The sequence below is a fragment of the Daejeonella sp. genome (genome assembly GCF_017495225.1).
Classification (GTDB): Bacteria; Bacteroidota; Bacteroidia; order Sphingobacteriales; family Sphingobacteriaceae; genus Daejeonella.
The window spans coordinates 86,638-112,696 of record NZ_JAFEIG010000020.1; the positions used below are offsets into that span (position 1 = coordinate 86,638).

Below are 26,059 nucleotides of genomic sequence, written 5' to 3' on the forward strand. Positions count from 1 at the left end.
AATAATGTTTTTTGTTGTGTTTTTATTAAAACTCTTTTCAAATTAATGAATTTATTGCTAATTATTGCAATAAATCATATTGATTGACCAAGTTTAAAGGCGCAATTGTATTATTTTCTTTCAATATTTTTTCATAGAGCATCAATTCTAGAAATAAAAAGAAAATTAAATGAATCATTTTTCACGCATATTTATTAAATTGTGGCAAAACAAAGCTTATTATTAATTTAATTAGGCAATATTTTAGCAATTAAACATGATAAAATTAAATCGTCTGCACCATGTGGCTATAATTTGTTCAAACTACCAATTTTCAAAGCACTTTTATACTGAAATTTTAGGTTTACAAATCATACAAGAGGTCTACAGAACAGAAAGACAATCATATAAATTAGATTTGGCTTTGAATGGCAATTATTTAATTGAGTTATTCTCATTTCCAAATGCACCAGCTCGACTATCCTTTCCCGAAGCCCAAGGATTAAGGCATTTAGCATTTGAAGTTGATGATTTGCAAGATGCTGTAAACGAATTGAAATTAAAGGGTATTTTTACTGAGTCAATAAGAATAGATGAGCATACTGGAAAAAGATTTGTTTTTTTCGCTGATCCTGATGGATTACCCATTGAACTTTACGAAATCTAATGAATAATATTTTTCATTTTAAAGAGTTTAAAATCGATCAATCTGATTGTGCAATGAAAGTCAATACGGATGGTGTTCTTCTTGCAGCTCTTGTACAAGCTAAAAATCCGCAAAGAATACTTGATATTGGGACAGGTACTGGACTGATTTCATTAATGTTAGCTCAAAGATTTGAAACTGCTAGTATTGATGCTGTTGAAATTGATGAAAATGCAGCAAAAAGAGCAGGAATAAATTTTAAAGAATCTCCATTTGCAAGCCGACTAACATCTATTCATTCATCAATTGAAGACTTCTTTTCAAGTACAAATGAAAGCTATGATCTGATAATCTCTAATCCACCTTTTTTTATAAACTCTTTAAAATCTGAAGATTTTACCAAAGAAATAGCTAGACATACCTCTCAAGATTTTTTTGAAAATTTACTTGATCATTCAGTAATAAAACTAGGTCCGAATGGATGTTTAGTAATGATTTTGCCAATTGAAACATCTATTTTGATTGAAAAATTAGTTGAAAAAAATACCAATTTACACTTAAATGAAATTATCATGATTCAATCTTTTGATGATTCAAAACCACATAGGAAAATATTGAAAATTGGTTTAAATCCTACAGAACTAAATCTTAATAAATTTGTTATCTATGAGGCGCAAGGTATTTATTCTTCAGAATACCAAAACCTTCTAAAAGATTTTTTCACCATTTTTTAGGACGAATGATATGATGAAGATAGGTTTAATATCAGATACACATAGTTATTTAGATGATGCTGTATTTAAACATTTCGATAAATGCGATGAAATTTGGCATGCTGGAGACTTCGGTAGTTTAGAGCTTGCCGATCAGTTAAGTTCTTTTAAACCATTAAGGGGAGTTTATGGGAATATTGATGGAAGTGACTTACGTTCTGTTTATCCTGAAAAATTAAGGTTTAATTGTGAAGAAATGTCTGTTTTCATGACTCATATTGGTGGCTATCCTGGAAAATATGATGTTCGTATTCGTGAGGAAATTTATAATAATCCTCCAAGTATATTTATTTCTGGCCATTCTCACATTTTGAAGGTGATTTATGATAAAAAAATAGGAAGTCTGCATTTAAATCCGGGAGCAGCTGGCAAGCATGGCTGGCATAAAGTCCGCACGCTCCTTCGATTTAATATCAGCGAGAAGAAAATACATGATTTAGAAGTTATAGAATTGGGTAATCGGTAATTTAAAAATAATCACTATGCAGGGAGTTTTAACATTAGGTCAATTTATAATTGAAAATCAAAGTGAATTCCCTTATGCTAAGGGTGAATTATCTCGTCTCTTACGCGATATTGGTATTGCTTCTAAGATTGTTAATCGCGAAGTGAATAAAGCCGGATTAATGGATATTTTAGGCGAAGCGGGCACAATGAATATTCAGGGAGAGTCTCAAAAAAAACTGGATGTATTTGCTAATGAGCAGTTTATATCTGCACTTCAAAGCGGTGGTGAATGTTGTATTGTTGCCTCTGAAGAGAATGATGAATTTGTTTATATCGATGGTGAAGTCTCAAAAGATGCCAAATATATAGTGGCAATAGACCCTCTAGATGGATCATCCAATATTGATGTTAATGTTGCTGTTGGGACTATTTTCTCGATTTATAGACGTAAATCCTCAACGGGTAGAGCTACGATAGATGATGTTCTTCAAAAGGGCACCGAACAAGTTGCAGCAGGATATGTTATTTATGGATCCTCAACTATGCTCGTTTATACTACAGGTAAAGGTGTTAACGGATTCACCTTAGATCCATCAATTGGCGAATTTTGCCTTTCACATCCTAAAATGAGAATTCCAAAAGATGGGACCATTTATTCGATTAATGAGGGTAATTATGTCCATTTTCCTGAAGGAGTTAAAAAATATTTGAAATATTGCCAGGTGGAAGATCCCACAAGTTCTAGACCATTTACCTCTCGATATATAGGCTCAATGGTAGCAGATATTCATCGAAATATGATAAAAGGGGGTATATTTATTTATCCTACAACTTCTAGTGCACCTAATGGTAAACTCAGACTAGTTTATGAATGTAATCCGATGGCTTTCATAATTGAACAAGCTGGTGGCCGCGCTACAGATGGTTTTAATCGAATCCTAGAGAAAGATGTGCACTCTTTGCATCAACGTTCAGCCATTTTTATTGGATCTGAAAATATGGTGCATAAAGCTGAATCTTTAATGTCTCAATACACTAAAGATCAATCTGACGAAAAATTAAATGAATTATTGTACAAAACAGGGGTTATTGGCGGATTAGATTAAATATTTAGTTTTAGCTCTTCTTTTTCAAAAAAAGTATCAACTAAGAGATTTCTTTGTTGAGCCGCCTGAACAGCTAATTCATCACACCTTTCATTTTCTGGATGGCCATTATGCCCTTTCACCCAAGTGAATTTTACTTGATGTAATTTATAGACATCTAAAAAACGAAGCCAAAGATCTTTATTTTTCTTGCCCTTAAAACCTATTCTTACCCAGCCAAAAACCCATTTTTTTTCAACTGAATCAATAATATATTTAGAATCGGAATAAACCATTATTTGTTGGCCAGCAACTTTTATACTTTCTAAACCAGTAATTACAGCGAGAAGCTCCATTCTGTTATTAGTAGTTTTGCGATATCCTGCTGAAAGTTCCTTGTAGTGTTTTCCAGAACGGAGAATTACTCCATAGCCACCGGGACCAGGATTACCACTTGAAGCACCATCTGTATATATCTCAATCATTAATCCGGCTTAAAGGCACAATTATAAGGATTTTGTTTTTAATCGGATAGAATTACCTATTACAATTACATCTGAAAATGCCATAGCTAATGCTCCAACCATAGGATTTAGTAATCCTACAGCCGCTATTGGAATTGCAACTACATTGTAGAAAAAGGCCCAAAAAAGGTTCTGCTTTATTGTTAAGAGGGTGTGTTTTCCTATTTTTAACATTTTATTAATTGCCAAAAGGTCGTTTTGAAGTAAAACAACCTCTGCCGATTGAATAGCAATAGAGCTTGAATCACTCATCGAAATTCCAACATCAGAACTGGTTAGGGCAGGGGCATCATTTATTCCGTCGCCAACCATTGCTGTTTTTCCTCTTTTTTTAATTCCGTCAATAATTTCTAATTTTTGGTGAGGCATGGTTTCAGCATATACTTCCTCAATTCCTAAATCTGCGGCTAATGCATCACATTTTTCTTTCTGATCTCCACTTAACAAAATTGGTTTTATTCCTAATCTTCTTAGTGCACTAATTAAATTGGCCGCCTCTGGCTTAATTTCATCTTCAATGGCAATTTTAGCGACTAAAATATTGTTGATTTTAAGAAATAGACTATAATTACTTGAATCTTCTTCAGGCAAAAGAATTTGTTTAGATCCAAATTGATAAGAATTTCCTTCAGTATCTGTAGCCGACATACCTAAACCTTTTTCTTCATTTACCTTTGTGAAGATGATTTTTTCAGGTGATTTTGAACTTAATTCTTTCACTAAAGATCGCGCAATGGGGTGGTTTGAATAGGCTTCAATTCCAAAAATGATTGATTCTGCTTTTTGTTGGGAAATGGAAATACATTCGAGCGATTTAATTTTAAAATTTCCAGTAGTTAGAGTCCCGGTTTTATCAAAAACCATAAATTTTAATTTCGCTATTTCTTCAATTGTATGACCACCTTTAATTAAGATTCCGCTTTTTGCTGCACGACCTAATCCGACCATTACCGCGGTAGGAGTGGCTAGTCCCATGGCACAGGGACAAGAAATCACTAAGACAGCAATGGCATTAAGCATTGACTTTTGAAAACTAATATCAAAAGCATAAAAAGCTATAAAAAAAGTTAGAACAGCTATTCCAACAACTATTGGGACAAATATGGCTGCAACCTTATCGCCCAATTTCTGGATATTAGGTTTTGCAGCTTGTGCTTTTTTCATTAAGTCAATAATTTGAGAAAGTACTGTATGCTTCCCTGTTTTGGTAACTAAAACATGGATGCTGCCTTTTTCAATCATTGTACCTCCAATTGCTTGGTCGTATTTTGATTTTTCGACTGGCAGACTTTCACCCGTTAACATAGCTTCATTAACTGATGCTTCACCCCAAATTATCTCTCCATCGACTGGAATTTTATCGCCTGTATTAATTACTAAAATGTCGCCGGGTTTTATTTCAGAGGAATGAATTTCAATAATTTCACCGTTTTCCATTTTGTTTGCTTTTACCTCTTGGAAAAGCATGAGATCACGAACGGCAGAAGTGGTTTGAGAAACCGAGCGCTTTTCCAAAACATTACCTAATAATACGAGTGAAATAATGGTAGCAGCTGTTTCGTAAAACAAGTAATCGGGACCTAAATTCTGAACTGTGCCAACTATACTGTAAATAAAAGCTGCACTTGAGCCTATAAAAATAAGTACATCCATATTAGGAATGCCGTTTTTTAGGGAATGAAAGGCGCTTTTGCCAAAATGGAAAAATCCTAATAAATAAACAGGTGTACATAATGCCAGTTGCACCAAGGGGTTATGAAGCCAATGGAATGGCAAAAACATGTGCGAAAATAGTGGTATGGTAAATATTAATGAGAAATAGAATTTGTTCTCGACTTTCTCATATGCTTTTTCTATGATTGGTGCAGTATCTTCACTTACCTTGTAGCCAAGTCCCTCAATCTCTTTTATAATGGAAGGAGTAGAGTTTGGATCATTAGTCTTATACTTTACTTCATCATTTGCGAAATCTACGTATATATCATGTAAGCCCTTCTTTTCAAGTAATTTATGCACAGAAAGAGCACAATTATTACAATGCATTCCGCTAACCTGAAGTTCAATCAATTCTTCCTTTTCCATTTTAGCCTTAATTAATATAATACAAATTTAACAAAATTGGATGTATAGCTTGATGTTAATCCTATAATGTTTTGTTTATGACAATAGGAGCTTGGAATTGTTTAATAATCAATTAATTAATAATTATATCGTATCATTCTGATAATCAGCTTAGAAAATTAAGATAAAAAAATTTGCAATCTATGCTTAAATGCTTAGTTTTGCAGAAATAAACGGTGGCTGTAGCTCAGTTGGTTAGAGTATTGGTTTGTGGTGCCGAGGGTCGTGGGTTCGAGCCCCATCAGCCACCCGTAAATATTAGAAATCCCCTTTCATAACGGAAGGGGATTTTTTTATGCACTGGAATCTGAATTCTTCTCAGATGATATTCCATTTCTTAGAAATCTCTAATAATCTTTATTTCTTAATCAAAAACATTAAATCGTTTGTATCTTTCAAAACAATAGGTCATTGCTTTATTTGATTTTACAATTTATTGAGCAATAATTTCTACACTGTGAGTAGTAAATTCTACAATGTGGGGAAATATTAAATATTTATATCTCTTTTTAAGGATCTTGGCACGTATTTTTTTTGGCACACCAATTGTGTATAGGTTTATGCCCTCCCAAAGGGCATGTTTTTCATAGGTAGATGTAGGGTCGAATATTTATATTCGGCCCTTTTTTTATTCAGTGCTCTTATTATTGTTTTTCCAGCTATCCTCAGCTTTTTTAACACTTCCTTCTTTTAACAATAATTCTTTTGCTTTAGCATAATCAGTTATTCCTGTGTTGCCCATTAACATCTTTACTGCGCGATCAATAATCTTATCATTGATAAGTTTTACATTCACCATTTTATTATCCTGAACGCGACCTAGTTTAATCATTGTTGAAGTGCTTATCATATCGAATATCATTTTTTGTGCCGTCCCACATTTCATTCTTGTACTTCCACTAATAAATTCTGGTCCGGTGATAAGCTCTACGATATAATCCGATTGCTCTGCAATTGTAGAATTTGGATTGCTTACAATACACCCAGCACTAATATTATTTTTCCTGCATTCTTTTAAAGCTGATAAAACAAATGGTGTAGTGCCGCTAGCTGAAATCCCAATCACAATATCCTTCACGTTTACTTTATGCTGAACCAGCATCTCCCAAGCTGAATTTATATCATCTTCTTTTTCCTCAGGTGCTTCAATTAAATGTTCTTTACCACCAGCAAGAATTACATTAAACAAATCATTTGAAACGCCAAATGTTGTAGGCAATTCTATGGTATCCAATACAGATAATCGTCCTCCACTACCAGCTCCAACATAAAACAATCGGCCGCCAGTAGATATTTTATCGACTATGGTATTAATTAAGTCGTTTATTGCTGGTAAGGCATGCTCAATGGCTAAGGCAACAGACTGATCTTCTTTATTAATATTCTTAGTGATTTCTTCAACCGACATTTTTTCCAAGTGCCTATAATTTGATTCTTGTTCCGTGATTTTTAGCATGATTGTAGATTTGATTGTTTTAGAAAAAACACTTTATATTTTTTTGAAGTGAATATCTTGTTTTTATTGAAAGCTTGAATTCTATGATTTTATATCCAATTATTAAAACTATCTAAAATTAAAGATCTGATGTCAATAAATAACAATTATCCCATTTAATTGTTAATCATTTATATAAAACCTAATTAGATCACTAAACATTCCGATTATAAGCCATATGTCTATCCAATCAGATCTTAAATCATTTTTAGATGTTTGCGGCGAATTATTTCGTTTTAACTCTCGATTTTTCACTTATGGCTTTAAGCCACCTTATGAATTCTCTGAATTTTTAAAGCAATGTTATGTTATAGGTTATAAATCGTTACCACTTATCGGACTAACTGCATTTATCATGGGAATTGTTTTGACGATGCAATTAAGACCATCAATGGCTGATTATGGTGTCGAATCACAATTGCCAGCAATCGTTGCGATAGCAATTGTTAGAGAGGTGGGACCGGTAATCACAGCATTAATATTTGCCGGTAAAATAGGAAGTAGTATTGGTGCTGAACTTGGATCAATGAAGGTAACAGAACAAATTGATGCCATGGAAGTTAGTGGAACGAACCCCTTTATGTATTTAGTGGTTACTCGTGTTTTAGCCTGTACCTTCATGTTGCCCATTTTGGTTATGCTAGGCGATGCTATTTCCCTGTATGGTGCATATTTAGGAGTAAATATTCATAGCAATACAAGCTTTAATCTGTTTTGGAGTCAGGTTTTTGATAATCTAGTCTTTGGTGATGTGCTGCCCGCCTTTATAAAAAGTTTCTTTTTTGGATTTGCGGTTGGTTTAATTGGTTCCTATAAGGGTTATACTAGCACAAAAGGTACAGAAGGAGTGGGTAGATCTGCAAATTCAGCCGTGGTTGTTTCCTCTGTCATGATTTTTATCATTGATTTACTTGCAGTTCAGGTGACAAATATTTGGGGATTATAATTTTATGACCGACAAGAAAACGACTGAGTTTACTAATGATAATGTACTAAAAATAAATGATTTATGCAAATCATTCGGAGAAAATCAGGTACTTGATGAATTTAATTTGGAATTAAAGCGTGGTGAAAGCCTTGTTGTTTTAGGTAAATCGGGATCTGGAAAATCTGTTCTAATAAAATGCATTATTGGATTATTGAAACCAGATAGTGGTAGCATTTATGTTTTTGGTGAAAATGTACCCGATTTAAATCATGATGAATTGGACAAGATTAGATCAAAAGTTGGATTTATGTTTCAAAGTAATGCCTTATACGATTCAATGACTGTTAGAGAAAACCTTGAATTCCCACTTAGAAGGCATTCATTGGGTATTTCAAAAAAGGATAATGATAGGGTAGTGCTTGCTGCGTTAGAAGATGTAGGACTTGCTCATACAATAGATATGATGCCTGCTGAATTATCTGGAGGGATGCGAAAAAGGATCGCCTTAGCACGCACTTTGATTTTAAAACCTGAAATTATACTTTATGATGAGCCTACAACCGGTTTGGATACAATTACAGCAAAAGAGATTATTCAGCTAATGCTTCTTATTCAAAAAAAATATAATACGAGTTCCTTAATTATATCACACGACATGAATTGTGTAAGGTTAGCAAGTAATAGGGTGGCTATTTTAATTGATGGAAAGTGTTATGCTACAGATACTTATAAGAATTTATTGAAATCAACAGATTCTATCATAAAACAGTTTTTTGATTAATAAATGAAGAAGCAACTAATTAATAATACAAAGCTCGGATTTTTTGTATTGGTAGGTTTATTATTCCTAATTCTCCTTTTATATATGATCGGGAGAAATAGGAGTCTCTTTGGATCAAATTATCTTTTAAAAACTAGGTTTGAAAATGTAAATGGATTAATACCAGGAAATAATGTTCGTTATGCTGGTATTCAAGCTGGGACTGTTAAAAAATTAGAGATTTTAAATGATACAACCGTAGAGGTGACTATGATTATAGATACTGAAATGGAGCAGATTATTCGTAAGGATGCAATAACAGCTATTGGAACAGACGGTTTAGTTGGAAATAAAGTTGTGAATATAGTTCCAGGAAATTTAAACGCTAGCATTGCTAAAAATGGCGATCTCCTAAAGAGTAAGAAACCTATTGACACAGAAAAAATATTAAATACGCTTTCCACCACTAATAATGATGTATCCATTATAGTTTCAGGATTAAAAACAACGGTGGAACGGATTAATAATAGTTCTGCTATTTGGGATTTGTTGAGTGATGATCAACTTCCGAATGATATTAAAAAATCGGCAAGAAATATTCAATTAGCTACGCTTAAAGCTGCTGCAATTAGTAATGAATTCCAATTAATTCTTAATGAATTACGCAATGGCAATGGTTCTTTGGGTATGCTTTTGAATGATACCGTTTTAGTATCCAATTTGAATAAATCATCTCATAATTTAAATTTGGTAAGCTTACAACTTCATACTGTTGTTTCAGATCTACAAAAAGATATTAATTCTGGTAAAGGTCCTGTAAACTCTTTGCTAAAAGATACCTTAATGGTTAAGAAACTGAATACAAGTCTTGATAATATCCAAATGGGAACGGATGGCTTTAACCAAAGTATGGAAGCTTTAAAACACTCATTTCTTTTAAGAGGTTATTTTAAACGTCTTGAAAAAGAGAAGGCTAAAAAGGACACCATTCCCAAATAAATTAAAATATAAAAAGAATAAAATGCTATTCTGTATATTGAGTGATGTTTTAATTTAAATTGTAATAATGGATATCAACTATCAATCTGCCGAAGAAGCCATTAAAAATGTTAAAAATGGGCACCGCGTGTTTGTCCATGGAAGTGCAGCAACACCAATAACTTTGTTAAAATCGCTTATTGCTCGTTCTGGCGAGTTAAAAGATGTTGAATTAGTTAGTATTTCTACACTTGGCGACAATATTTTTGATCATCCTGATTTTGCAAAGAGTTTTAAAATCAATGCGCTCTTTGTCTCTCAAAATGTACGCAGCATAGTAAACAGTGATAGCGGTGATTATATCCCTATTTTCTTAAGTGAAATACCATTGCTATTTGACAAAAATATTCTGACTCTTGATGTAGCATTAATTCATGTTTCTCCGCCAGATAAACACGGGTTCTGCTCTTTAGGCACTTCCGTGGACATTGCTCGTTCGGCAGTTAAACATGCAAAATACATTATTGCTCAGGTCAATAATCAAATGCCACGTACGCTTGGTGATGGAATTATACATATTAATGAAATTCACTCTTTTGTTCAAGTTAATGACCCTTTGCCTGAAGTTTCTTATTCAAGTCAGATGGATGACACTACTATGACAATTGGAAGAAATTGTGCTGAAATTATCGAGGACGGTTCCACTTTACAAATGGGGATTGGGGCTATACCAGACTCAGTTCTTTCATTTCTAACTAATCATAAAGATTTAGGTATTCATACAGAAATGTTTTCTGATGGTATCATTCCACTAGTTGAGCGCGGTGTTATTACCAATAAGTTTAAGAAAAAACATCGAGGGAAAATTGCTACTGGATTTGCTATTGGAACACGTAAATTATATGATTTTATTGATGACAATCCTCAAGTAGTATTTTTAGAGATTGACTATGTTAATGATACTAAAATTATCCGTTCAAATCCTAAGGCAGTGGCCATTAATTCTGCAATAGAAATTGATCTTACCGGTCAAGTATGTTCTGACTCTATTGGTACTTACCAATATTCGGGGGTTGGCGGACAAATAGATTTTATGAGGGGAGCTGCCTTATCGGAAGGTGGTAAACCCATTATTGCTTTAGCATCAACCACTAAGAACGGTCAGTCGAAAATTGTACCTTTTTTGAAAGAAGGTGCAGGAGTAGTCACTACGAGGGCACATGTTCATTATGTGGTTACTGAGTATGGAATAACTAATTTATTCGGGAAAAATCTAAAACAAAGAGCTGAAGCTTTAATAAGTATTGCCCATCCAGCTCATAGAGAATGGCTAGAAAAAGAAGTCATCAAACGTTTTGGTAAATAGATTTCATTAGCACCTCACTGACTTACTAATGGATTATAAATCATTTCTTTACATTTTTTAAAAAATATGTTTCAATTATTTTAGAAAATTCAAATGTCTCAGTATCTTGTATTTGATATAGATGTAAAATCGTTTTAAATACTTAGTCTTTTCATGAAAAAGAGGGTCATACTTTATCTTTTAGTTGTAATTGCAATTCTTTATGGTGTCCAATCATGTAATTATATCCATGAGAATTTTACTGATGAAGAGCCAATTCCAGATCAAATAAGTTATAATTTCGATATAAGACCGATTTTGTCGGATAAATGCTTTGCTTGCCATGGTCCTGATCCAAATAAAAGGGAAGCTGGACTTCGTTTAGATATTGAAGAAGACGCATTTAAAGCGCTTAAGGAAAGTCATGGAAGTCACGCTCTTGTTGCTGGTAAGCCTGATTTATCGGAAGCCTTTTTAAGAATAACCACCAAAGACACGGCTTTATTGATGCCGCCATTAAATTCTAACCTGAAATTAAATTCTCGTGAAATCAAATTAATTGAAAAATGGATTAAGCAAGGTGCTAAATATGAGACTCATTGGTCATTTGTTAGACCTAAAAAAGCTAAACTTCCTAAAGTAAGCGACTCGAAATGGACAAAGAATGAAATTGATTATTTCGTTTTAAATAAAATGGATCAAAAGGGTTTAGAACCGAATCAAATAGCCGAAAAAGAACATTTATTGAAGCGTTTAAGTCTTGATTTAACTGGTCTGCCACCAAGCATCGATTTGATGAATAAATTCTTGGCGGATAATAATCCTGATGCCTATGAAAAGCTTATTGATCAATTATTGAAAAGTCCCGCTTATGGTGAAAAAATGGCTCTACAATGGCTTGATGTAGCCCGTTATGCCGATTCTCATGGGTATCAAGATGATAATTATCGCTCTGCTTGGCCTTGGCGGGATTGGGTTATTCATTCTTTCAATAAAAATTTACCTTATGATCAATTTATAACCATGCAAATAGCGGGAGATCTTATTCCCAATGCAACAAAAGAACAAATTCTCGCTACAGGTTTTAATCGGAATCATAAAATTACTGAAGAGGGTGGTGTTGTAGATGAAGAATATCGAGTTCAATATGTGATTGATCGCACAAACACATTTTCTAAGGCTCTAATTGGTGTTACAATGGAATGTGCTCAATGTCACGACCATAAATATGACCCATTTTCTCAAAAGGAATATTTCCAACTTTATGCATTTTTTAATAATGTTAAGGAAGTTGGTTTGGAGTCTGATGTTGGCGGACCAGAAACTTATGCTAAAAATCCTTTGATCGAAATTAGTAATGAGGAAGTTAAAAGTATTCTTAAGTTTATAAATAAGCAGGACACGAATAAATTGATCGTATCTGTAATGGCAGATAGAGACACTCTTAGAAAAACCTATACTTTAAAACGTGGTGCCTATGATGCGCCTGATAAAGAGGTTTTTCCAGGTACGCCTAATTCTATTTTAGCTTTTGATAAGAATCTGCCGAAAAACAGATTGGGATTGTCTAAATGGTTATTTGACAAAAGAAATCCACTAACAGCCAGGGTTTTCGTAAACCAACTTTGGCAGGAAATTTTTGGTCGTGGTCTCGTAAAAACTGCTGGTGATATGGGTATGCAAGGTGAATTACCATCGCACCCTGAACTACTCGATTGGCTAGCAGTAGATTTCATGGAAAATGGTTGGGATATCAAACGGCTACTTAAAAAAATGGTAAGTTCTGCCACATATCAACAATCGGCAGTAATCTCAAAATCAAAATTAGAGTCGGATCCAGAAAACATTTATTTGTCGAGAGCACCTCGATATAGAATTAAAGCTGAATTTGTGCGTGATTTAGTTTTATCAAGTAGTGGACTTCTTGTAAAAACTATTGGCGGACCAAGCGTAAAACCTTATCAGCCCAATGGATTATGGGAGAACGCAACTTCAGGCCGCGGAATTTTAAGAACCTATAAACAGGATCACGGAACTGATTTGTATCGAAGAGGAATGTACACCTTCATTAAACGAACAGTGCCTCCACCAGTAATGGGTATTTTTGATGCTAGCAATAGGGATCAATGTGAAGTTGGTCGTTTAAAAACCAATACACCACTTCAGGCTTTAATCATGATGAATGATCCAACAGTGCTTGAAGCGGCCCGTGTTTTAGCGAGTAAACTAGATTCTGAAAAAAATCAGGTTGAGGATAAAGTAATTAAAGCATTCAGATTGATTGTCTGCCGAAAACCAACCGAAAAGGAAGTTAAATTATTGAGTAGCTATTATAATAATCAATTAAGCACTTTCAAAAAAGAGCAAAGTAGAGCTGAAAAAATACTTGCCGTAGGAGAGTACCCCATGCCAACAAAAATGAATAAAACGAGTGTTGCTGCCATGATGCAGGTAATTACAGCACTGTATAATTTGGAAGAAACTATAACTAAATCCTGATGGAAAAAGATTTTTTAGAACATGGTTTAAATTTTAATAGACGACGTTTTCTTTCACGACTCAGTTTAGGTCTTGGAAGTGCTGCTTTGGGTTCATTACTTGTTCCAGACCTTTTTAGTGGCAGCTCCTCTGAATCAGGATTTGCAGCGGGTATCCCACATTTTGCACCAAAGGCAAAACGCGTAATCTATCTTTTTCAAAATGGTGCCCCTTCACAATTAGAACTTTTTGATTATAAGCCTAAGTTAAGAGAGATGATGGGTCAGGATCTTCCTGCATCCATTAGAGGTAACCAAAGGCTAACAGGAATGACAGCAAATCAAGCAGCCTTTCCAATGGTAGGTTCATTTGCTGATTTTAAACAGTATGGGGAGTCTAGAAACTGGATTAGTGATTTACTTCCATATACAGCCAAGGTAGTTGATGATATTTGTGTGATTCGCTCCATGCATACCGAGGCCATAAACCATGATCCAGCACTAACATTTTTCCAAACAGGGGCACAGCAAGGTAATAGGCCAAGTATGGGTTCTTGGTTAAGCTATGGTTTAGGCAGTGAAAATAAGAACCTTCCTTCATTTACCGTTTTACTTTCTAAGGGTAAACAAGGCAATAATCAGGGTGTTTATTCCAAATTATGGTCGAGTGGTTTTCTCGATTCTATTCATCAGGGAGTACAATTTAGTAGTGGAGATGATCCGGTACTTTATTTAAGAGATCCTGATGGAATGAATAAATATGAACGAAGAAAGTTCTTAGATCAGTTATCTCAATTGAATCAAATTTCCTATGAAGAGTTTGGTGATCCTGAAATAAGCACCAAAATTCAGCAGTATGAGATGGCCTATCGCATGCAGACTGCAGTTCCAGAAATTATGGATCTTTCTAAAGAACCTGATGATATCATCAAGCTTTACGGTTCGGATTCTATGACACCAGGAACCTTTGCCGCAAACTGTTTATTGGCAAGAAAACTTTCGGAAAATGGTGTTCGTTTTGTTCAGTTATACCACCAAGGTTGGGATCATCATGGGAATTTACCTTCTGATATTGCTTCTCAAGCTAAAGAGGTTGATCAGGCATCTGCGGCTTTAATAACGGATTTAAAGCAAAGGGGACTTTTAGATGAAACATTAGTCATTTGGGGTGGTGAATTTGGTCGTACTAATTACAGTCAAGGTTCATGGACTGCCGAAAATTATGGTCGTGATCACCATCCACGCTGTTTTAGTATTTGGATGGCCGGTGGCGGTATAAAACCAGGAATTTCTTATGGCGAGACTGATGAATTAGGATATAATATTGTTAAAAATCCTGTGCATGTGCATGATTTTCAAGCAACTATATTAAATCAACTCGGATTGAATCATGAAAAGTTGATTTTTAAACATTTAGGAAGAAGATATCGTCTTACCGACGTTTCAGGGAAAGTAATTAATGACATTTTAGCTTAATATTTTATAAATAATTTTATGGATAGAAGAAAATTCATTCAGAATAGTAGTGCTGTAACTGCCAGTTTTTTTATCGCAAAAGATCTTTTTGCAATCGATAAAGGTCCAGTTTATGGCCATAATAACATGAAATATACCCTAGATACTAAATGGGGCAATTTAGATTCAATGAAATTTCCTGTGAAGGATTGCCATGAAATGGTTCAGGATAAAAAGGGTCGGATAATTTTATTGACTAACGAAACTAAAAACAATATCCTCATTTATAATACATCTGGCAAGCTTTTAGATGCTTGGGGGCATGATTTTCCTGGAGGGCATGGTTTAACACTTTCTAATGAAAATGGAACTGAATATTTATACATCACAGATACTGATAAACATCAGGTCTATAAAACCACAATGGATGGAAAAATCGTTCTTACAATTGATGTCCCGCTAGAGGCTGGAATCTATAAAAATGCAAAAGAATTTGTCCCAACCGAAGTAGCAGTACATGCAAACGGTGATTTTTTCATCGCTGATGGTTATGGAGCTCAATACATCTTACATTATGGAAATGATGGTAAACTAAAGGGGCACTTTGGTGGTAGGGGACAAGGAGATGAATATTTGGACAATGCTCATGGAATTGTTGTTGATACTAGATATGAAAAACCAAGTCTTTTAGTTACCGACCGCACTCGTAATTGCTTTAAAAGATATTCTATGGAAGGAAAACTCCAAGAAATAATTAGTCTGCCAGGAGCTTGTGTATGCCGTCCAGTTATTAAAAATGACCACCTCTATGCTGCAGTTCTTCGTTCACCAAACCTAGATAAAGAAGGTTCAGGCTTTGTAACTATTCTTGATAAAAACAATAAAGTGGTATCAAATATTGGAGGAACAGAACCAATTTATAAAGATGGAAAGCTTCAAACAATGTCGCAGGCGGAAAAGATATTGTTTCACCCTCATGATGTATGTGTTGATAATGATGAGAATCTGTATGTAGCTCAATGGGCATCTGGAAAAGTTTATCCTTACAAATTCAAAAGAGTTTAATCTTTGTTCAATTCATTTTAAATGAGAATCAAACTTCCTGCATTTGTACTAAGTCTGATATTTGGTTTAAATACCTTAATCATTTTTATTACAATTTTTGAGTCCCAATTACAGATTCCACAATGGTTACAAGTGCTAGGTAGAATGCATCCAATACTTTTGCATTTCCCAATTGTACTGCTACTTTTGGCATCATTACTTGAGTTTTTTAGATTTCAATCAGAGAACACAAAAACACTTTTTTATCAATTACTAAGTTCCTACGTATTTGTTGCAGGGATACTTTCTACGGGAATAACAGTCTTGATGGGCTTGATTTTATCCACTGAAGAAGGTTATGAGGGAGAAACCTTAGATTATCATAAGTGGTTTGCATTAGGCACACTTTTATTAGCATCCATTCTCTTTAAATTAAGAGATTTTAAGTGGTATTCAGTTATTCATGCCAGAATTGGATCAATAATTTTAATACTTAGCTTAATTATAGCAGGCCATTTTGGTGCTGTGCTTACACATGGCGACAATTTTGTTCTTGAACCAATCACAAAGCCTGAACTTGTCCCGCTTGAACAAGCAAAAGTTTATGATCATGTCATTCAACCTATTTTTCAAGAAAAATGTATCAGTTGTCATAATGATCAAAAATTAAAAGGGAATTTAAAGCTTACAGATGAGATGTCTATCCTAAAGGGAGGTAAAACAGGCAAACTTTTGGTGGCTGGATATCCTAATCTAAGTTTATTATTACAACGTGTACATTTACCATCAAGCGACAAAAAGCACATGCCGCCAGCAGGTAAGCCACAATTAACTGAAGAAGAAACTCAAATTCTTTATTTGTGGATTAAAGATCAGGCATCGTTCAGTAAAAAAGTAATTGATTTAAAGCCAAGTGACTCGCTAAGAATGTTGGCAGCTTCGAGGTTAAAACCTGCTGAAATTAAAGAAGAACAATTCGATTTTAACCATGCCGATGAAAAAACTATTCAGAAATTAAATACTTTTTATAGAGTGGTAAGTCCCATTTCTCAAGGTTCTGCTGCCTTAAATGTGAGCTTTTTCGGGAAATCAGGTTATAATGCCAAATCATTAGATGAATTATCGGTAATTGAGGAGCAAATTGTAGGATTAAGCTTGAGTAAAATGCCTGTTAAAGATGCCGACTTGAAGAAAATTGCCAAATTCAAATCTTTAAGAAAACTAGATTTGAATTTTACCGATATATCAGGAAGTAGTTTAAATGATTTAATGAAATTGCCTTCATTGAAAATATTATCACTTTCTGGCACCTCGGTTAATCTTAAACAGGTTCAACCATTATTAGCTTTGAAGAATCTTGAGGAATTAACAATCTGGAACACAAAGCTTTCTGAGAGTGAATTAAATCAATTAAAAAAGTCGACGAAGAAAGTAAGGATCATTTCCGGATTTAAAGATGATGGAACAACGCTCGTGAAATTATCTCCTCCATTTTTAAAAAATAAGTCTCGTGTTTTTATCGGACAAGGAACCATTGAACTTACACATCCAAGAAAGGGAGTAATCATAAAATACACATTAGATGGTACAGAGCCAGATAGCTTAAACTCTAATGTATTTAAGAATACCTTGAAGATTAATAAAAATTCGATTATAAAAGCTAAAGCATTCAAAAATGGATGGCTCAGCAGTGATGTAATCACTTATGGATTTTTAAAAACCGCTTTAAAACCAGATGGAATAAAATTAATCAATAGTCCGAATGAATATCATAAAGCTGCTGGTGCTAACTCATTGATTGATGGTCAGTTAGGTGATTTTGACTCAAACAATAATAATTGGTTAGGCTTTAAAGAGAACAATTTGGAAATAATCCTTGAATTTAGTGGCCTTCAAAAAATAGAAAATATAGCCTTAAATACACTTATTTCGGCTAATGGAGGCTATTTCCCACCTTCAAGCATTCAAGTATATGGTGCAACACAAAATGCTAAGTGGGATTTATTAACCACTATAACTTCTGTTATGCCTAACAAGGAAAGTAAGCAGGAGATTAAGGCTCTCTACGCAAGCTTTAAGCCTCAAAGCTTAAAGTATGTCAAAATCATAGCAAAACCTGTTAGAAAGCTTCCTATGTGGCATCCAGCTAAAGGACAGCCTGCTTTATTGCTAGTGGACGAATTGTTGCTTAATTAGAAATTCACTAAATGGCTCTAATTTGAAAAGCTATTTTTGAATATATCTAAAGTCAAATCTTACATTGACTATTATCATTTTACTTTTTGTTTCTCAAATCTATTTTTGGGATTAAACTAAAAAAGATGAAAGCAAAAATTATTCTTATGTTTCTACTTACGATAGGAGCATCCGGTCTGTTGCATGCACAAGATCAAGAAAAAGTACAAATTCAGGATAGAATCCACCTAGAAGACCACTATAGATATTATGATGGGCAATTGTTCCAATATCGAAATGGAATACAAACACGTGTAACGGAGCAGCAAAGATTAAATAATGGAACTGTTATAAATCCAGATGGGTCTTATCAATTACAGAATCAAGAAAGATATCAATTAAGACAAGGAGAATGTTTAGACAATAATGGTTTTTTGTATAGAAATCATAATAAGTACAATAGGGGTAAGAGTATCTCAAATAAGAAAATAGTTCAAAGACGAGCTAGGGAGGTGTCAAGAAATAAAATTCCTAGATCAGGTACAAAGCCGGCTCCTAGAAGAGGTAGAAATTGAAGAAAACAAAATTGAATTATTTAGAAAATAAAAAACCCTCTCTAAAATTAGAGAGGGTTTTTTTGTTCGGTCGGGGTGGCAGGATTCGAACCTACGACCTCCTGGTCCCAAACCAGGCGCGATACCGGGCTACGCTACACCCCGAACATTTAACAGTGATTGCCTAAGCGTTTCATTTGTTAAGGGACTGCAAATATAGGCTTTTCATTATTTGTGACAAATATATTTGAAAATATTTTCAAGATAAATTTTGCTAAGTTGTATGGATGTTCTTAAAGTGCTGAACATTAGATATATTGTAATTAATTTATTTAATAAATAAATAGTTAGGAAGCAGTTATTATTTAGATAATAATAAGTTTTTGACCGTAGAAGTTCAAAAATTGCACCACTAATTGCACCATTAAAAATAAAATTCAATAAAAAAGCCTTTAACGATTTGTTAAAGGCTTTTTATTGAATAGTGGCGGAGAGAGAGGGATTCGAACCCTCGGTACCGTTACCAGTACGACAGTTTAGCAAACTGTTCCTTTCGGCCACTCAGGCATCTCTCCAATATTCTCTTTCGAGGAATGCAAATATAGTAAAACAGTCTGCCTAGCAAAAATATTTTTAAATGATTCTTTAATTTATTGAAAAATTGAATTAACAGCTTGATAATCTGATATATTCATTTTGTTTATTCAATAAAATTAAACAACATCTAGCTCATAATCGATGCGAACATGATAAATTCCCATTAACATAGTCTTAAAAATGAGCTTGATAGTCTCAATATCTTTCAATGTGATGTTACTATTAGTTAATTGTCCCTGATCTAATTTATAGTCAATAATACGTTCTACTAAAGCACTGATGCTGATTGCATCGGGATCCTTGAGACTTCTAGAAGCGGCTTCAACCGAATCGGCAAGCATTAATACTGCTGTTTCTTTTGAAAATGGAATAGGGCCGGGGTATCTAAAAATATTCTCATCAACAAACTTTTCTGGGAAGTTCTTTAAAAATGATTGGTAAAAATAATCTACACGTGTATTTCCATGATGAGTACGGATAAAGTCAATCAGCATCTCAGGAATATTATTTTTTCTCGCAATTTCTACTCCCTTATTTACATGCTGAATGATGATTTGAGCACTTTGTTCATAAGAAATAGAATCGTGTGGATTATTGCCTCTATTTTGATTTTCTATAAAAAAATGAGGATTTACTGTTTTCCCAATATCATGGTAAAGGGCACCTGCTCGTACAAGCAATGTATTGCCCCCAATTTTAAAGATAGCAGCCTCTGCAAGGTTTGCAACCTGCAGGGAGTGTTGGAAGGTTCCTGGGGCTTTAAATGCCAAATCACGCAGAAGCTTTGAGTTGGTATTGGTTAATTCCATTAAAGTAACATCCGAGGTGATGCCAAACATCCGCTCAAATGCATAAATTAAAGGATAGGCCAAAAGAGATAGTAAAACACTAAACACGAATGGTAAAAAATTTAACCACTCAATGTCGCCAAATGAACCATCCCTAATTAAGGAAATACCCAAAAAGGCAATGAAATAATTCAATAATATTAATAATGCAGAAGTAAGAAATTGCTCACGCTTAATCAGATTCTTGATGCTATAAATTGCTACCATACCAGCTGATATCTGCAAGAAAGCAAATTCAAAGCTATTTGGGACAAAAAATCCGGCTATTAAAACCACCAAAAGATGAATATTTAAAGCCAGACGCGTGTCAAATAAGATTCTAATGATGATTGGAACAATACAAAAAGGAATGTAGTACACACTTGGGACTTTTATACGAATTGCCCATGATAAGGTAACCAACATCCCAGTAATAACAAGAAGAATGAGTGCTAATTGCCTATTATCTACATAAATGTCTTTTCTGAATAAATAAAGGAAAATTATTAACAGTGTAATAATCAAACCAGACAATAAAAACTGACCTAAAAGTATAAGTTGACTATTTCCACTTACTTTGGCATCCTCTTCGTAAGCTGTTCTTAATGATTCTAGTTTTTGATAAATACTTGAATTGACCATAGTGCCATTTCCCACAATCAATTCGCCTTTTTGTACCATTCCTCGGGTTAATGATAGACTGCTCAACGCATTTTCTTCTAGTTTCTCAGTCAGCTCGGCATCATATAAATAATTGGGACTTAAATGACTTGAGACTAATTGTGTTAACCATTCTTTATTTTCAATTTCTCCATTTCTAGAAATCTTTTCTTTAATAAGTCGTTGTGCATTTGAAATATAAAGTGCATCAGTTGTGTTTAATTGGGATGCAAGGTTATTTTGTATAAGACTGAAATTATAATTTTCTCCGTATCGTTGGTATTTCTTTACGGGACTCATGAGACCTCTTTTGTAAATATCTTTTAAAATAGAACTTCCAACTAAGTAATAATTTTCCTTTTTGTTTTCAGCTATTCCGCTACTTCTCCATTTAGTCTCAAATTCAGAATTAAAGCCATCTAATTCATTATCAATAACTTGATCGTCTTTTTGATAAATAGGAAGTACGGTTTTTAAAATATCATCTCTATCTTTTTCAATTTCATCAGAAGTTTTTTGAATAGAGAAACTGTAAGGAGAGTATAGATCCTTTTGCATCCAAACTTTACCTTTTTCGTACTCAAATCTGAATCGAGCTTGTTTAGGTAGAGAAAGGGTGACGAAAATGACGCAAATTAACATCATCACATATTTCAAGTGTTTGCCATACTTGCGATATAAGATGAGGTGTAATTGCTTGTTGAGTTTTGCCAATGTCTTATTATTTTATCAAAAATACTAATTTCTATGAGATTGATATGAAAGAATCTGTGATGATGGATGCCTGATTTACAAGGAGATGCGTAAAAATTGAAGAAAAATTATAAAATATCTGTATAAATTGTTCTCATTAGTTTGAGTTTTTGTGATGTTTTTATACTTTTGTCGCAGAATGCGCCCATAGCTCAGCTGGATAGAGCAACGGTTTTCTAAACCGTAGGTCTTAGGTTCGAATCCTAATGGGCGTACATCGAACAAAAAACCTCTTGCTTGTTGTAAGAGGTTTTTTTGTTTTTATGCATTTTCAAAAAAATATTTTTTATTCCTTCAGAATAAATTTCATCTAAACTATTTAGCACAGCTTATTTCTAAAATTAATGCAGCGCTGTTTTATTATTACAGGAAATTAAGTGTGGGAAATAGGTTTATTACTTCGATTTAGAATGATAAAGCTAAGATTATACCAAAAAGAAAATTATTATCTTTAGAATTTATTTTTTATCGATTTTTATTAATTGCTGCATAAAAAAACCCTTATCGATAGGATAAGGGTTTTAATATTTTCTGCGGAGAGTTAGGGATTCGAACCCCAGGAACCTTTAACAGTTCAACAGTTTTCAAGACTGCCGCAATCGACCACTCTGCCAACTCTCCGCTGCAAAAGTACAAACTCAAGCGTAATCTACAAATCAATTTATATCTTTTTTTAAAAAATAGTTCTAACTAGCAGAAAATGAATGAGAAAGAGTTTAAAAAACTAATAAATTAGGACTTTTTATCAAGTTTTTCTTCAACTGGCGCTGATTTAAAACTATTAAATCGAGGTTTTATAATCTTGATACTTCTCTTTGAAAGATCAATACTTGCATTTAACTCAAAACCTACCAGTATAATTAAGGAATTTAGATATAGCCAAATCATTAATACGATAAGTGTTCCAATTGATCCGTAAAGTTTATTATAAGTCCCGAAATTATTAATGTAATAGGAGAATCCCCAGAAGGTTAATACCGCTAAAATTGTTGCCATCCATGAGCCGGCACTAAAAAATTTCCATTTCTTAGCATTTGCGGGTCCGTAGCGATATAATGATGCAATGGTCACAAAATAAATAATAATCAATATTAACCACCTACCAAAGTTTAAAAGATATAGCCAAATAGAGTCTTTAAATCTAAGTTCTGACTTTAAAAAATCGATAATGTATTCACCGATGGTCATAATTACCAATCCGAAAATTAAAGCGAAAGAAATAAGCACTGTTAAAAAAACAGCTACTAATCGCTGTCTTAACCACGATCTAGTCTCAGAAATTAAAGATGATTTATTAAAAGCTACCATCAATGTGTGAACCCCATTAGTTGCAAAAATTAAAGCAAACACGAAACCAAAAGATAATAAGCCAGAATTTTGGTTTTTTACGATGTCTATCAAAGTAGTATTTACCGCCGCATAAGCCTCTGCAGGTAAAATTAAGGCAATCAGGCTCATTAATTGATCTTGAAAATTATCTATTGGTACATAAGGAATTAAGGTAAATAAAAAGATTATTGCTGGAAAAATAGCCAACATGAAATTATAAGAAAGGGAAGATGCCTTATTTATTAATTCATCTTTTCCAATCTCTTGGAAGAAAAAAGAGGCAACGGTATAGAATGGCAGCGGACTAAATCCAGGCAATATCAATACTTTTGTCCACTCAATGAACAAAAAATAAGGCCTGAATTTTAATAAAGTGCGATGCAACCAATCCATAAATAATTAATTAAAATATGGTTTCATTTTATCTAGAAATTCGCTTGAAGGCAAACACGGTTTATTCTTTATTTTATCAACAAATACCAAGGTAGTTTCACCGAGGTGAATTAACTCTTCCTTTTCATTAAACAACTCATAACGAAAATGTATTCTTATAGATGGCATTTGTTCGATAATTACTTTGACAGTAATTTCTTCATCATATAGCGCTGGTTTAATGTATTTGCATTTCAGTTCGCTTACTGGCATAATTATGCCCGAGTCTTCCATTGATTTATAGGTCATACCTAAACTGCGTAACATTTCAACCCTGCCTACTTCAAAAAATGTGGCATAATTACCGTAGTACATATAACCCATTTGGTCGGTATCAGCATAACGAACACGTATTTTTGTAGTATGGATATACATTATTTTTTGATATTGCGCTCATTTAGAGCTTGTTGAAACTTTTTAGCATTAATTAGGTGTTGCGATAGGGTAGCAGCATAATTATGATAACCTGAAAAATCCTCTTTTGCACACATATAGATATAATCGTGTTTCTCATAATTTAAAACAGCATCAATTGCATTTATACTAGGCATGGAAATTGGTCCGGGTGGTAATCCTTTGTTTAAATATGTATTATAAGGTGAATTAATCCGTAAATGTTTATTTAATACTCTTCTAATTGTAAAGTCATTAGCTGCAAATATCACTGTTGGATCAGCTTCTAAGCGCATTCCCTTGATAAGTCTGTTCATGTACAGGCCCGCAATTTTAGGCATCTCATTATCATTTAATGCTTCACCATCCACAATTGAAGCAAGAATACTAACTTCTATCGGACTCATATTTATTCCTTTAGCTTTTGATTTCCTTTCGTCATTCCAAAATTTGGTGTACTCTTCATGCATTCTTGTTAAAAACTTTTCAGCATCGGTATTCCAGTATATTTCATAAGAATTTGGAATGAACATGGTGTACACATTGTCGGTGTTAAAGCCAAACTTTTGAACATATTCAGTAGAATCTAGCAATTTTGATATGGAAGCTGAATCACATTCTAATTTTTTTGAAACCATTCCGGCTAGGGTATGTTTAAGTCGCACATTTTGAAAAGATATCTTTACAGCTTCTTGATTTCCAGCTTTAAGCATGTTTATGAAGGCTCTATTGCTCATTCCTTCTTGTAAACGATACCTACCTGACTTAACTTTACCCGAATATTCCATGTTTTTGGCTGCTTCAAGGAAGGAGAGTGTATCTCTTAAAATATTTTCAGATTTTATAGTTGAGTAAACATCATTAAAATCAGACCCAGTTTTAATGAATAAATATTCTTGACTTGCGCTAACGTTAGGTTTAAAATATTTCAAATAATAGTTTAGTGCAGTTCCACCTAATGCCAATATTAATAATACACTAAGTGCTAAAAGTATTTTTGATTTAAAAGTCATTTATGTATCTGATTATTAATTATTTATAGACTAATTTATTTTTACAAATTCAATTTTCGGATTGCTAATAATCCCCCAATCAAATTTCTAACATTTGTAAATCCATTATTGATTAGAACTCTTTTAGCTGTTTCACTTCTCAAGCCACGTTGGCATAAAACAATAATTTCCATTTCTTTATCATAGTCAAGCTCATCAATATCTCTCAATAATTTCCCCAAAGGGATATTTTCGCCTCCAACATTAAAAGTTAGATATTCAAGTTCTTCTCTAACATCAATTAATGTAAATGATGAAGAGTCAGAATTGCGTTCTATAAATTCTACAGCTGAAATATCTTTCAAATTAATTTCCTCGTTTTAGAACTACATCAATAGAAGTGCCGATGCTAACCTTGTTTAAGGTGTCATTTATAGCAGGAAATTGATTAATTATTCTAGAATTTACCGTGTCACTAGCACCTTCAAAAGTAACATTACCCAAAATTAGGGAAGAGCCTAAAAGAGCCATTCTTGCTTCACTTAAACTTAATCCCAATAAATTGGGGATATCTACTTCACTTGCCCCAAGTCCATCACCAAGAACCAAACTGATTTGTGATCCTTTCGGGATCTGTTGTCCTTTTCTTAGAATATTTCCATTAAAAAGAGCCTCTAATATCACATCTTTAGCAACATCAGATCGATAAGTGGTATCACCAACTTTTAATTGATAATTATTAAGTATAGAACGAACCTCAAGGAATGTTTTACCTTCAATATCAGGGAATTTAATGTTGGGAGCATCTTTTGTAATAATCAAATAAATGGTACGGTTTGATTTTACATTCGTATTTGGGTCAGGATCTTGTTCTACAACAACACCTGGACCCTGATCAATTAAATAGATTGAATCATTTATTTGATATCTTAAGCCCTGTTCTTCTAAAAGTTCAATGGCTTCGGCTAGGGCTAGGCCTTTTAGCTTCGGGACTGGTATTCCTTCACCATGATGAGTGTAAAAACCCAGACTATAAAATAAGATAATTAGAAATGTTAATATAGATCCAACAGCAATAAGGAGGTTTTTACGAAATGTTTTTGTTCGTAAGTAGCTAAAAAATTTACTCATTATATGATGGTTTTATTTATGGTTTATAAAACGATGAATGATAATCAATTTATGCCTCAATAGACAATTATCTTTCAAAAATAATTCAAAATAACCAATATCGAAGATAAATATTAGTCAGCTTTATTATTGAATTGTTTTAAAATTTATATTTGAACC

General features: G+C 33.6%; 22 protein-coding genes and 5 tRNA genes. 15 read left to right on the forward strand and 12 right to left on the reverse strand.

Annotated features, from left to right (window positions below; translation table 11 throughout):
* Positions 1 to 256: 256 nt before the first annotated feature.
* Genes QZ136_RS07675 through fbp form a run of 4 tightly spaced genes read left to right on the forward strand, consistent with a single transcriptional unit; the run spans position 257 to position 2,951 of the window.
* Entirely contained in the window at positions 257 to 646 is a 390-nt protein-coding gene (locus tag QZ136_RS07675) for a VOC family protein (protein WP_291402107.1), read from the forward strand.
* Positions 646 to 1,359 carry a methyltransferase gene (locus QZ136_RS07680; protein ID WP_291402109.1) on the forward strand — a complete coding sequence of 238 codons (714 nt, stop codon included), beginning with the start codon at positions 646 to 648 and terminating at the stop codon, positions 1,357 to 1,359. Before QZ136_RS07675 ends, QZ136_RS07680 begins: the two co-directional genes overlap by 1 nt.
* A gap of 10 nt (positions 1,360 to 1,369) precedes the next feature.
* Complete coding sequence (locus QZ136_RS07685) at positions 1,370 to 1,864, forward strand: metallophosphoesterase family protein (protein WP_291402111.1); 495 nt, start codon at positions 1,370 to 1,372, stop codon at positions 1,862 to 1,864.
* Between the two features lie 16 nt (positions 1,865 to 1,880).
* Positions 1,881 to 2,951 carry a class 1 fructose-bisphosphatase gene (gene fbp, locus QZ136_RS07690; RefSeq protein ID WP_291402113.1) on the forward strand — a complete coding sequence of 357 codons (1,071 nt, stop codon included), beginning with the start codon at positions 1,881 to 1,883 and terminating at the stop codon, positions 2,949 to 2,951.
* Here fbp and rnhA read toward each other — a convergent pair.
* Positions 2,948 to 3,415 carry a ribonuclease HI gene (rnhA, locus tag QZ136_RS07695; protein WP_291402115.1) on the reverse strand — a complete coding sequence of 156 codons (468 nt, stop codon included), beginning with the start codon at positions 3,413 to 3,415 and terminating at the stop codon, positions 2,948 to 2,950. The genes fbp and rnhA overlap by 4 nt on opposite strands.
* A 21-nt stretch (positions 3,416 to 3,436) precedes the next feature.
* On the reverse strand, positions 3,437 to 5,536 hold the full coding sequence (locus QZ136_RS07700) for a cation-translocating P-type ATPase (RefSeq protein WP_291402117.1): 2,100 nt from the start codon (positions 5,534 to 5,536) through the stop codon (positions 3,437 to 3,439).
* Between the two features lie 215 nt (positions 5,537 to 5,751).
* Here QZ136_RS07700 and QZ136_RS07705 point away from each other — a divergent pair.
* A tRNA-His gene (locus QZ136_RS07705) sits at positions 5,752 to 5,825 on the forward strand.
* A gap of 378 nt (positions 5,826 to 6,203) precedes the next feature.
* On the opposite strand, the gene QZ136_RS07710 is transcribed toward QZ136_RS07705, so the two are convergent.
* A complete protein-coding gene (locus tag QZ136_RS07710) occupies positions 6,204 to 7,031 on the reverse strand; it encodes an N-acetylmuramic acid 6-phosphate etherase (RefSeq protein WP_291402119.1) in 828 nt (275 codons plus the stop codon).
* A 217-nt stretch (positions 7,032 to 7,248) separates the two neighbouring features.
* On the opposite strand from QZ136_RS07710, the gene QZ136_RS07715 reads away from it, so the two are divergent.
* From QZ136_RS07715 to QZ136_RS07755, 9 genes are all read left to right on the forward strand, one after another.
* Positions 7,249 to 8,016: an ABC transporter permease gene (locus QZ136_RS07715; RefSeq protein ID WP_291402121.1), complete on the forward strand. Its 768-nt coding sequence runs from the start codon at positions 7,249 to 7,251 to the stop codon at positions 8,014 to 8,016.
* A gap of 4 nt (positions 8,017 to 8,020) precedes the next feature.
* Positions 8,021 to 8,779, forward strand: coding sequence for an ATP-binding cassette domain-containing protein (locus QZ136_RS07720; protein WP_291402124.1), 759 nt, complete (start codon positions 8,021 to 8,023; stop codon positions 8,777 to 8,779).
* A 3-nt stretch (positions 8,780 to 8,782) separates the two neighbouring features.
* Positions 8,783 to 9,757 carry an MlaD family protein gene (locus tag QZ136_RS07725; protein WP_291402125.1) on the forward strand — a complete coding sequence of 325 codons (975 nt, stop codon included), beginning with the start codon at positions 8,783 to 8,785 and terminating at the stop codon, positions 9,755 to 9,757.
* Positions 9,758 to 9,824: 67 nt separating this feature from the next.
* A complete protein-coding gene (locus tag QZ136_RS07730; protein WP_291402127.1) occupies positions 9,825 to 11,102 on the forward strand; it encodes an acetyl-CoA hydrolase/transferase C-terminal domain-containing protein in 1,278 nt (425 codons plus the stop codon).
* 153 nt (positions 11,103 to 11,255) lie between these two features.
* Positions 11,256 to 13,580, forward strand: a complete 2,325-nt coding sequence (locus QZ136_RS07735; protein WP_291402129.1) for a PSD1 and planctomycete cytochrome C domain-containing protein — start codon at positions 11,256 to 11,258, stop codon at positions 13,578 to 13,580.
* Positions 13,580 to 15,034, forward strand: coding sequence for a DUF1501 domain-containing protein (locus QZ136_RS07740; protein ID WP_291402131.1), 1,455 nt, complete (start codon positions 13,580 to 13,582; stop codon positions 15,032 to 15,034). Before QZ136_RS07735 ends, QZ136_RS07740 begins: the two co-directional genes overlap by 1 nt.
* A gap of 18 nt (positions 15,035 to 15,052) precedes the next feature.
* A complete protein-coding gene (locus QZ136_RS07745; protein ID WP_291402133.1) occupies positions 15,053 to 16,078 on the forward strand; it encodes a hypothetical protein in 1,026 nt (341 codons plus the stop codon).
* A 21-nt stretch (positions 16,079 to 16,099) separates the two neighbouring features.
* The gene (locus tag QZ136_RS07750; protein ID WP_291402135.1) at positions 16,100 to 18,253 is read left to right on the forward strand and encodes a chitobiase/beta-hexosaminidase C-terminal domain-containing protein; all 2,154 of its coding nucleotides are present in this window, start codon (positions 16,100 to 16,102) and stop codon (positions 18,251 to 18,253) included.
* Between the two features lie 146 nt (positions 18,254 to 18,399).
* Positions 18,400 to 18,807: a DUF6799 domain-containing protein gene (locus QZ136_RS07755; protein WP_291402137.1), complete on the forward strand. Its 408-nt coding sequence runs from the start codon at positions 18,400 to 18,402 to the stop codon at positions 18,805 to 18,807.
* Between the two features lie 70 nt (positions 18,808 to 18,877).
* On the opposite strand, the gene QZ136_RS07760 is transcribed toward QZ136_RS07755, so the two are convergent.
* The 3 genes from QZ136_RS07760 to QZ136_RS07770 all read right to left on the reverse strand — a co-directional run bounded on the left by QZ136_RS07760 (position 18,878) and on the right by QZ136_RS07770 (position 21,512).
* A tRNA-Pro gene (locus QZ136_RS07760) sits at positions 18,878 to 18,951 on the reverse strand.
* 320 nt (positions 18,952 to 19,271) lie between these two features.
* Positions 19,272 to 19,361: transfer RNA gene (locus tag QZ136_RS07765), tRNA-Ser, on the reverse strand.
* A 138-nt stretch (positions 19,362 to 19,499) separates the two neighbouring features.
* Entirely contained in the window at positions 19,500 to 21,512 is a 2,013-nt protein-coding gene (locus tag QZ136_RS07770) for an HDIG domain-containing metalloprotein (RefSeq protein WP_291402920.1), read from the reverse strand.
* A gap of 252 nt (positions 21,513 to 21,764) precedes the next feature.
* On the opposite strand from QZ136_RS07770, the gene QZ136_RS07775 reads away from it, so the two are divergent.
* A tRNA-Arg gene (locus QZ136_RS07775) sits at positions 21,765 to 21,838 on the forward strand.
* Positions 21,839 to 22,157: 319 nt separating this feature from the next.
* Here the strand turns inward: QZ136_RS07775 and QZ136_RS07780 are convergent.
* The 6 genes from QZ136_RS07780 to QZ136_RS07805 all read right to left on the reverse strand — a co-directional run bounded on the left by QZ136_RS07780 (position 22,158) and on the right by QZ136_RS07805 (position 25,900).
* A tRNA-Ser gene (locus QZ136_RS07780) sits at positions 22,158 to 22,244 on the reverse strand.
* Between the two features lie 111 nt (positions 22,245 to 22,355).
* Positions 22,356 to 23,345, reverse strand: coding sequence for a YihY/virulence factor BrkB family protein (locus tag QZ136_RS07785; RefSeq protein ID WP_291402139.1), 990 nt, complete (start codon positions 23,343 to 23,345; stop codon positions 22,356 to 22,358).
* 6 nt (positions 23,346 to 23,351) lie between these two features.
* Complete coding sequence (locus QZ136_RS07790) at positions 23,352 to 23,759, reverse strand: thioesterase family protein (protein ID WP_291402141.1); 408 nt, start codon at positions 23,757 to 23,759, stop codon at positions 23,352 to 23,354.
* Positions 23,759 to 24,790: an endolytic transglycosylase MltG gene (gene mltG / locus QZ136_RS07795; RefSeq protein WP_291402143.1), complete on the reverse strand. Its 1,032-nt coding sequence runs from the start codon at positions 24,788 to 24,790 to the stop codon at positions 23,759 to 23,761. Before mltG ends, QZ136_RS07790 begins: the two co-directional genes overlap by 1 nt.
* A gap of 41 nt (positions 24,791 to 24,831) precedes the next feature.
* Entirely contained in the window at positions 24,832 to 25,134 is a 303-nt protein-coding gene (locus QZ136_RS07800) for a rhodanese-like domain-containing protein (protein ID WP_291402145.1), read from the reverse strand.
* Between the two features lies 1 nt (position 25,135).
* Positions 25,136 to 25,900, reverse strand: coding sequence for a PASTA domain-containing protein (locus tag QZ136_RS07805; RefSeq protein WP_291402147.1), 765 nt, complete (start codon positions 25,898 to 25,900; stop codon positions 25,136 to 25,138).
* Positions 25,901 to 26,059: the final 159 nt, after the last annotated feature.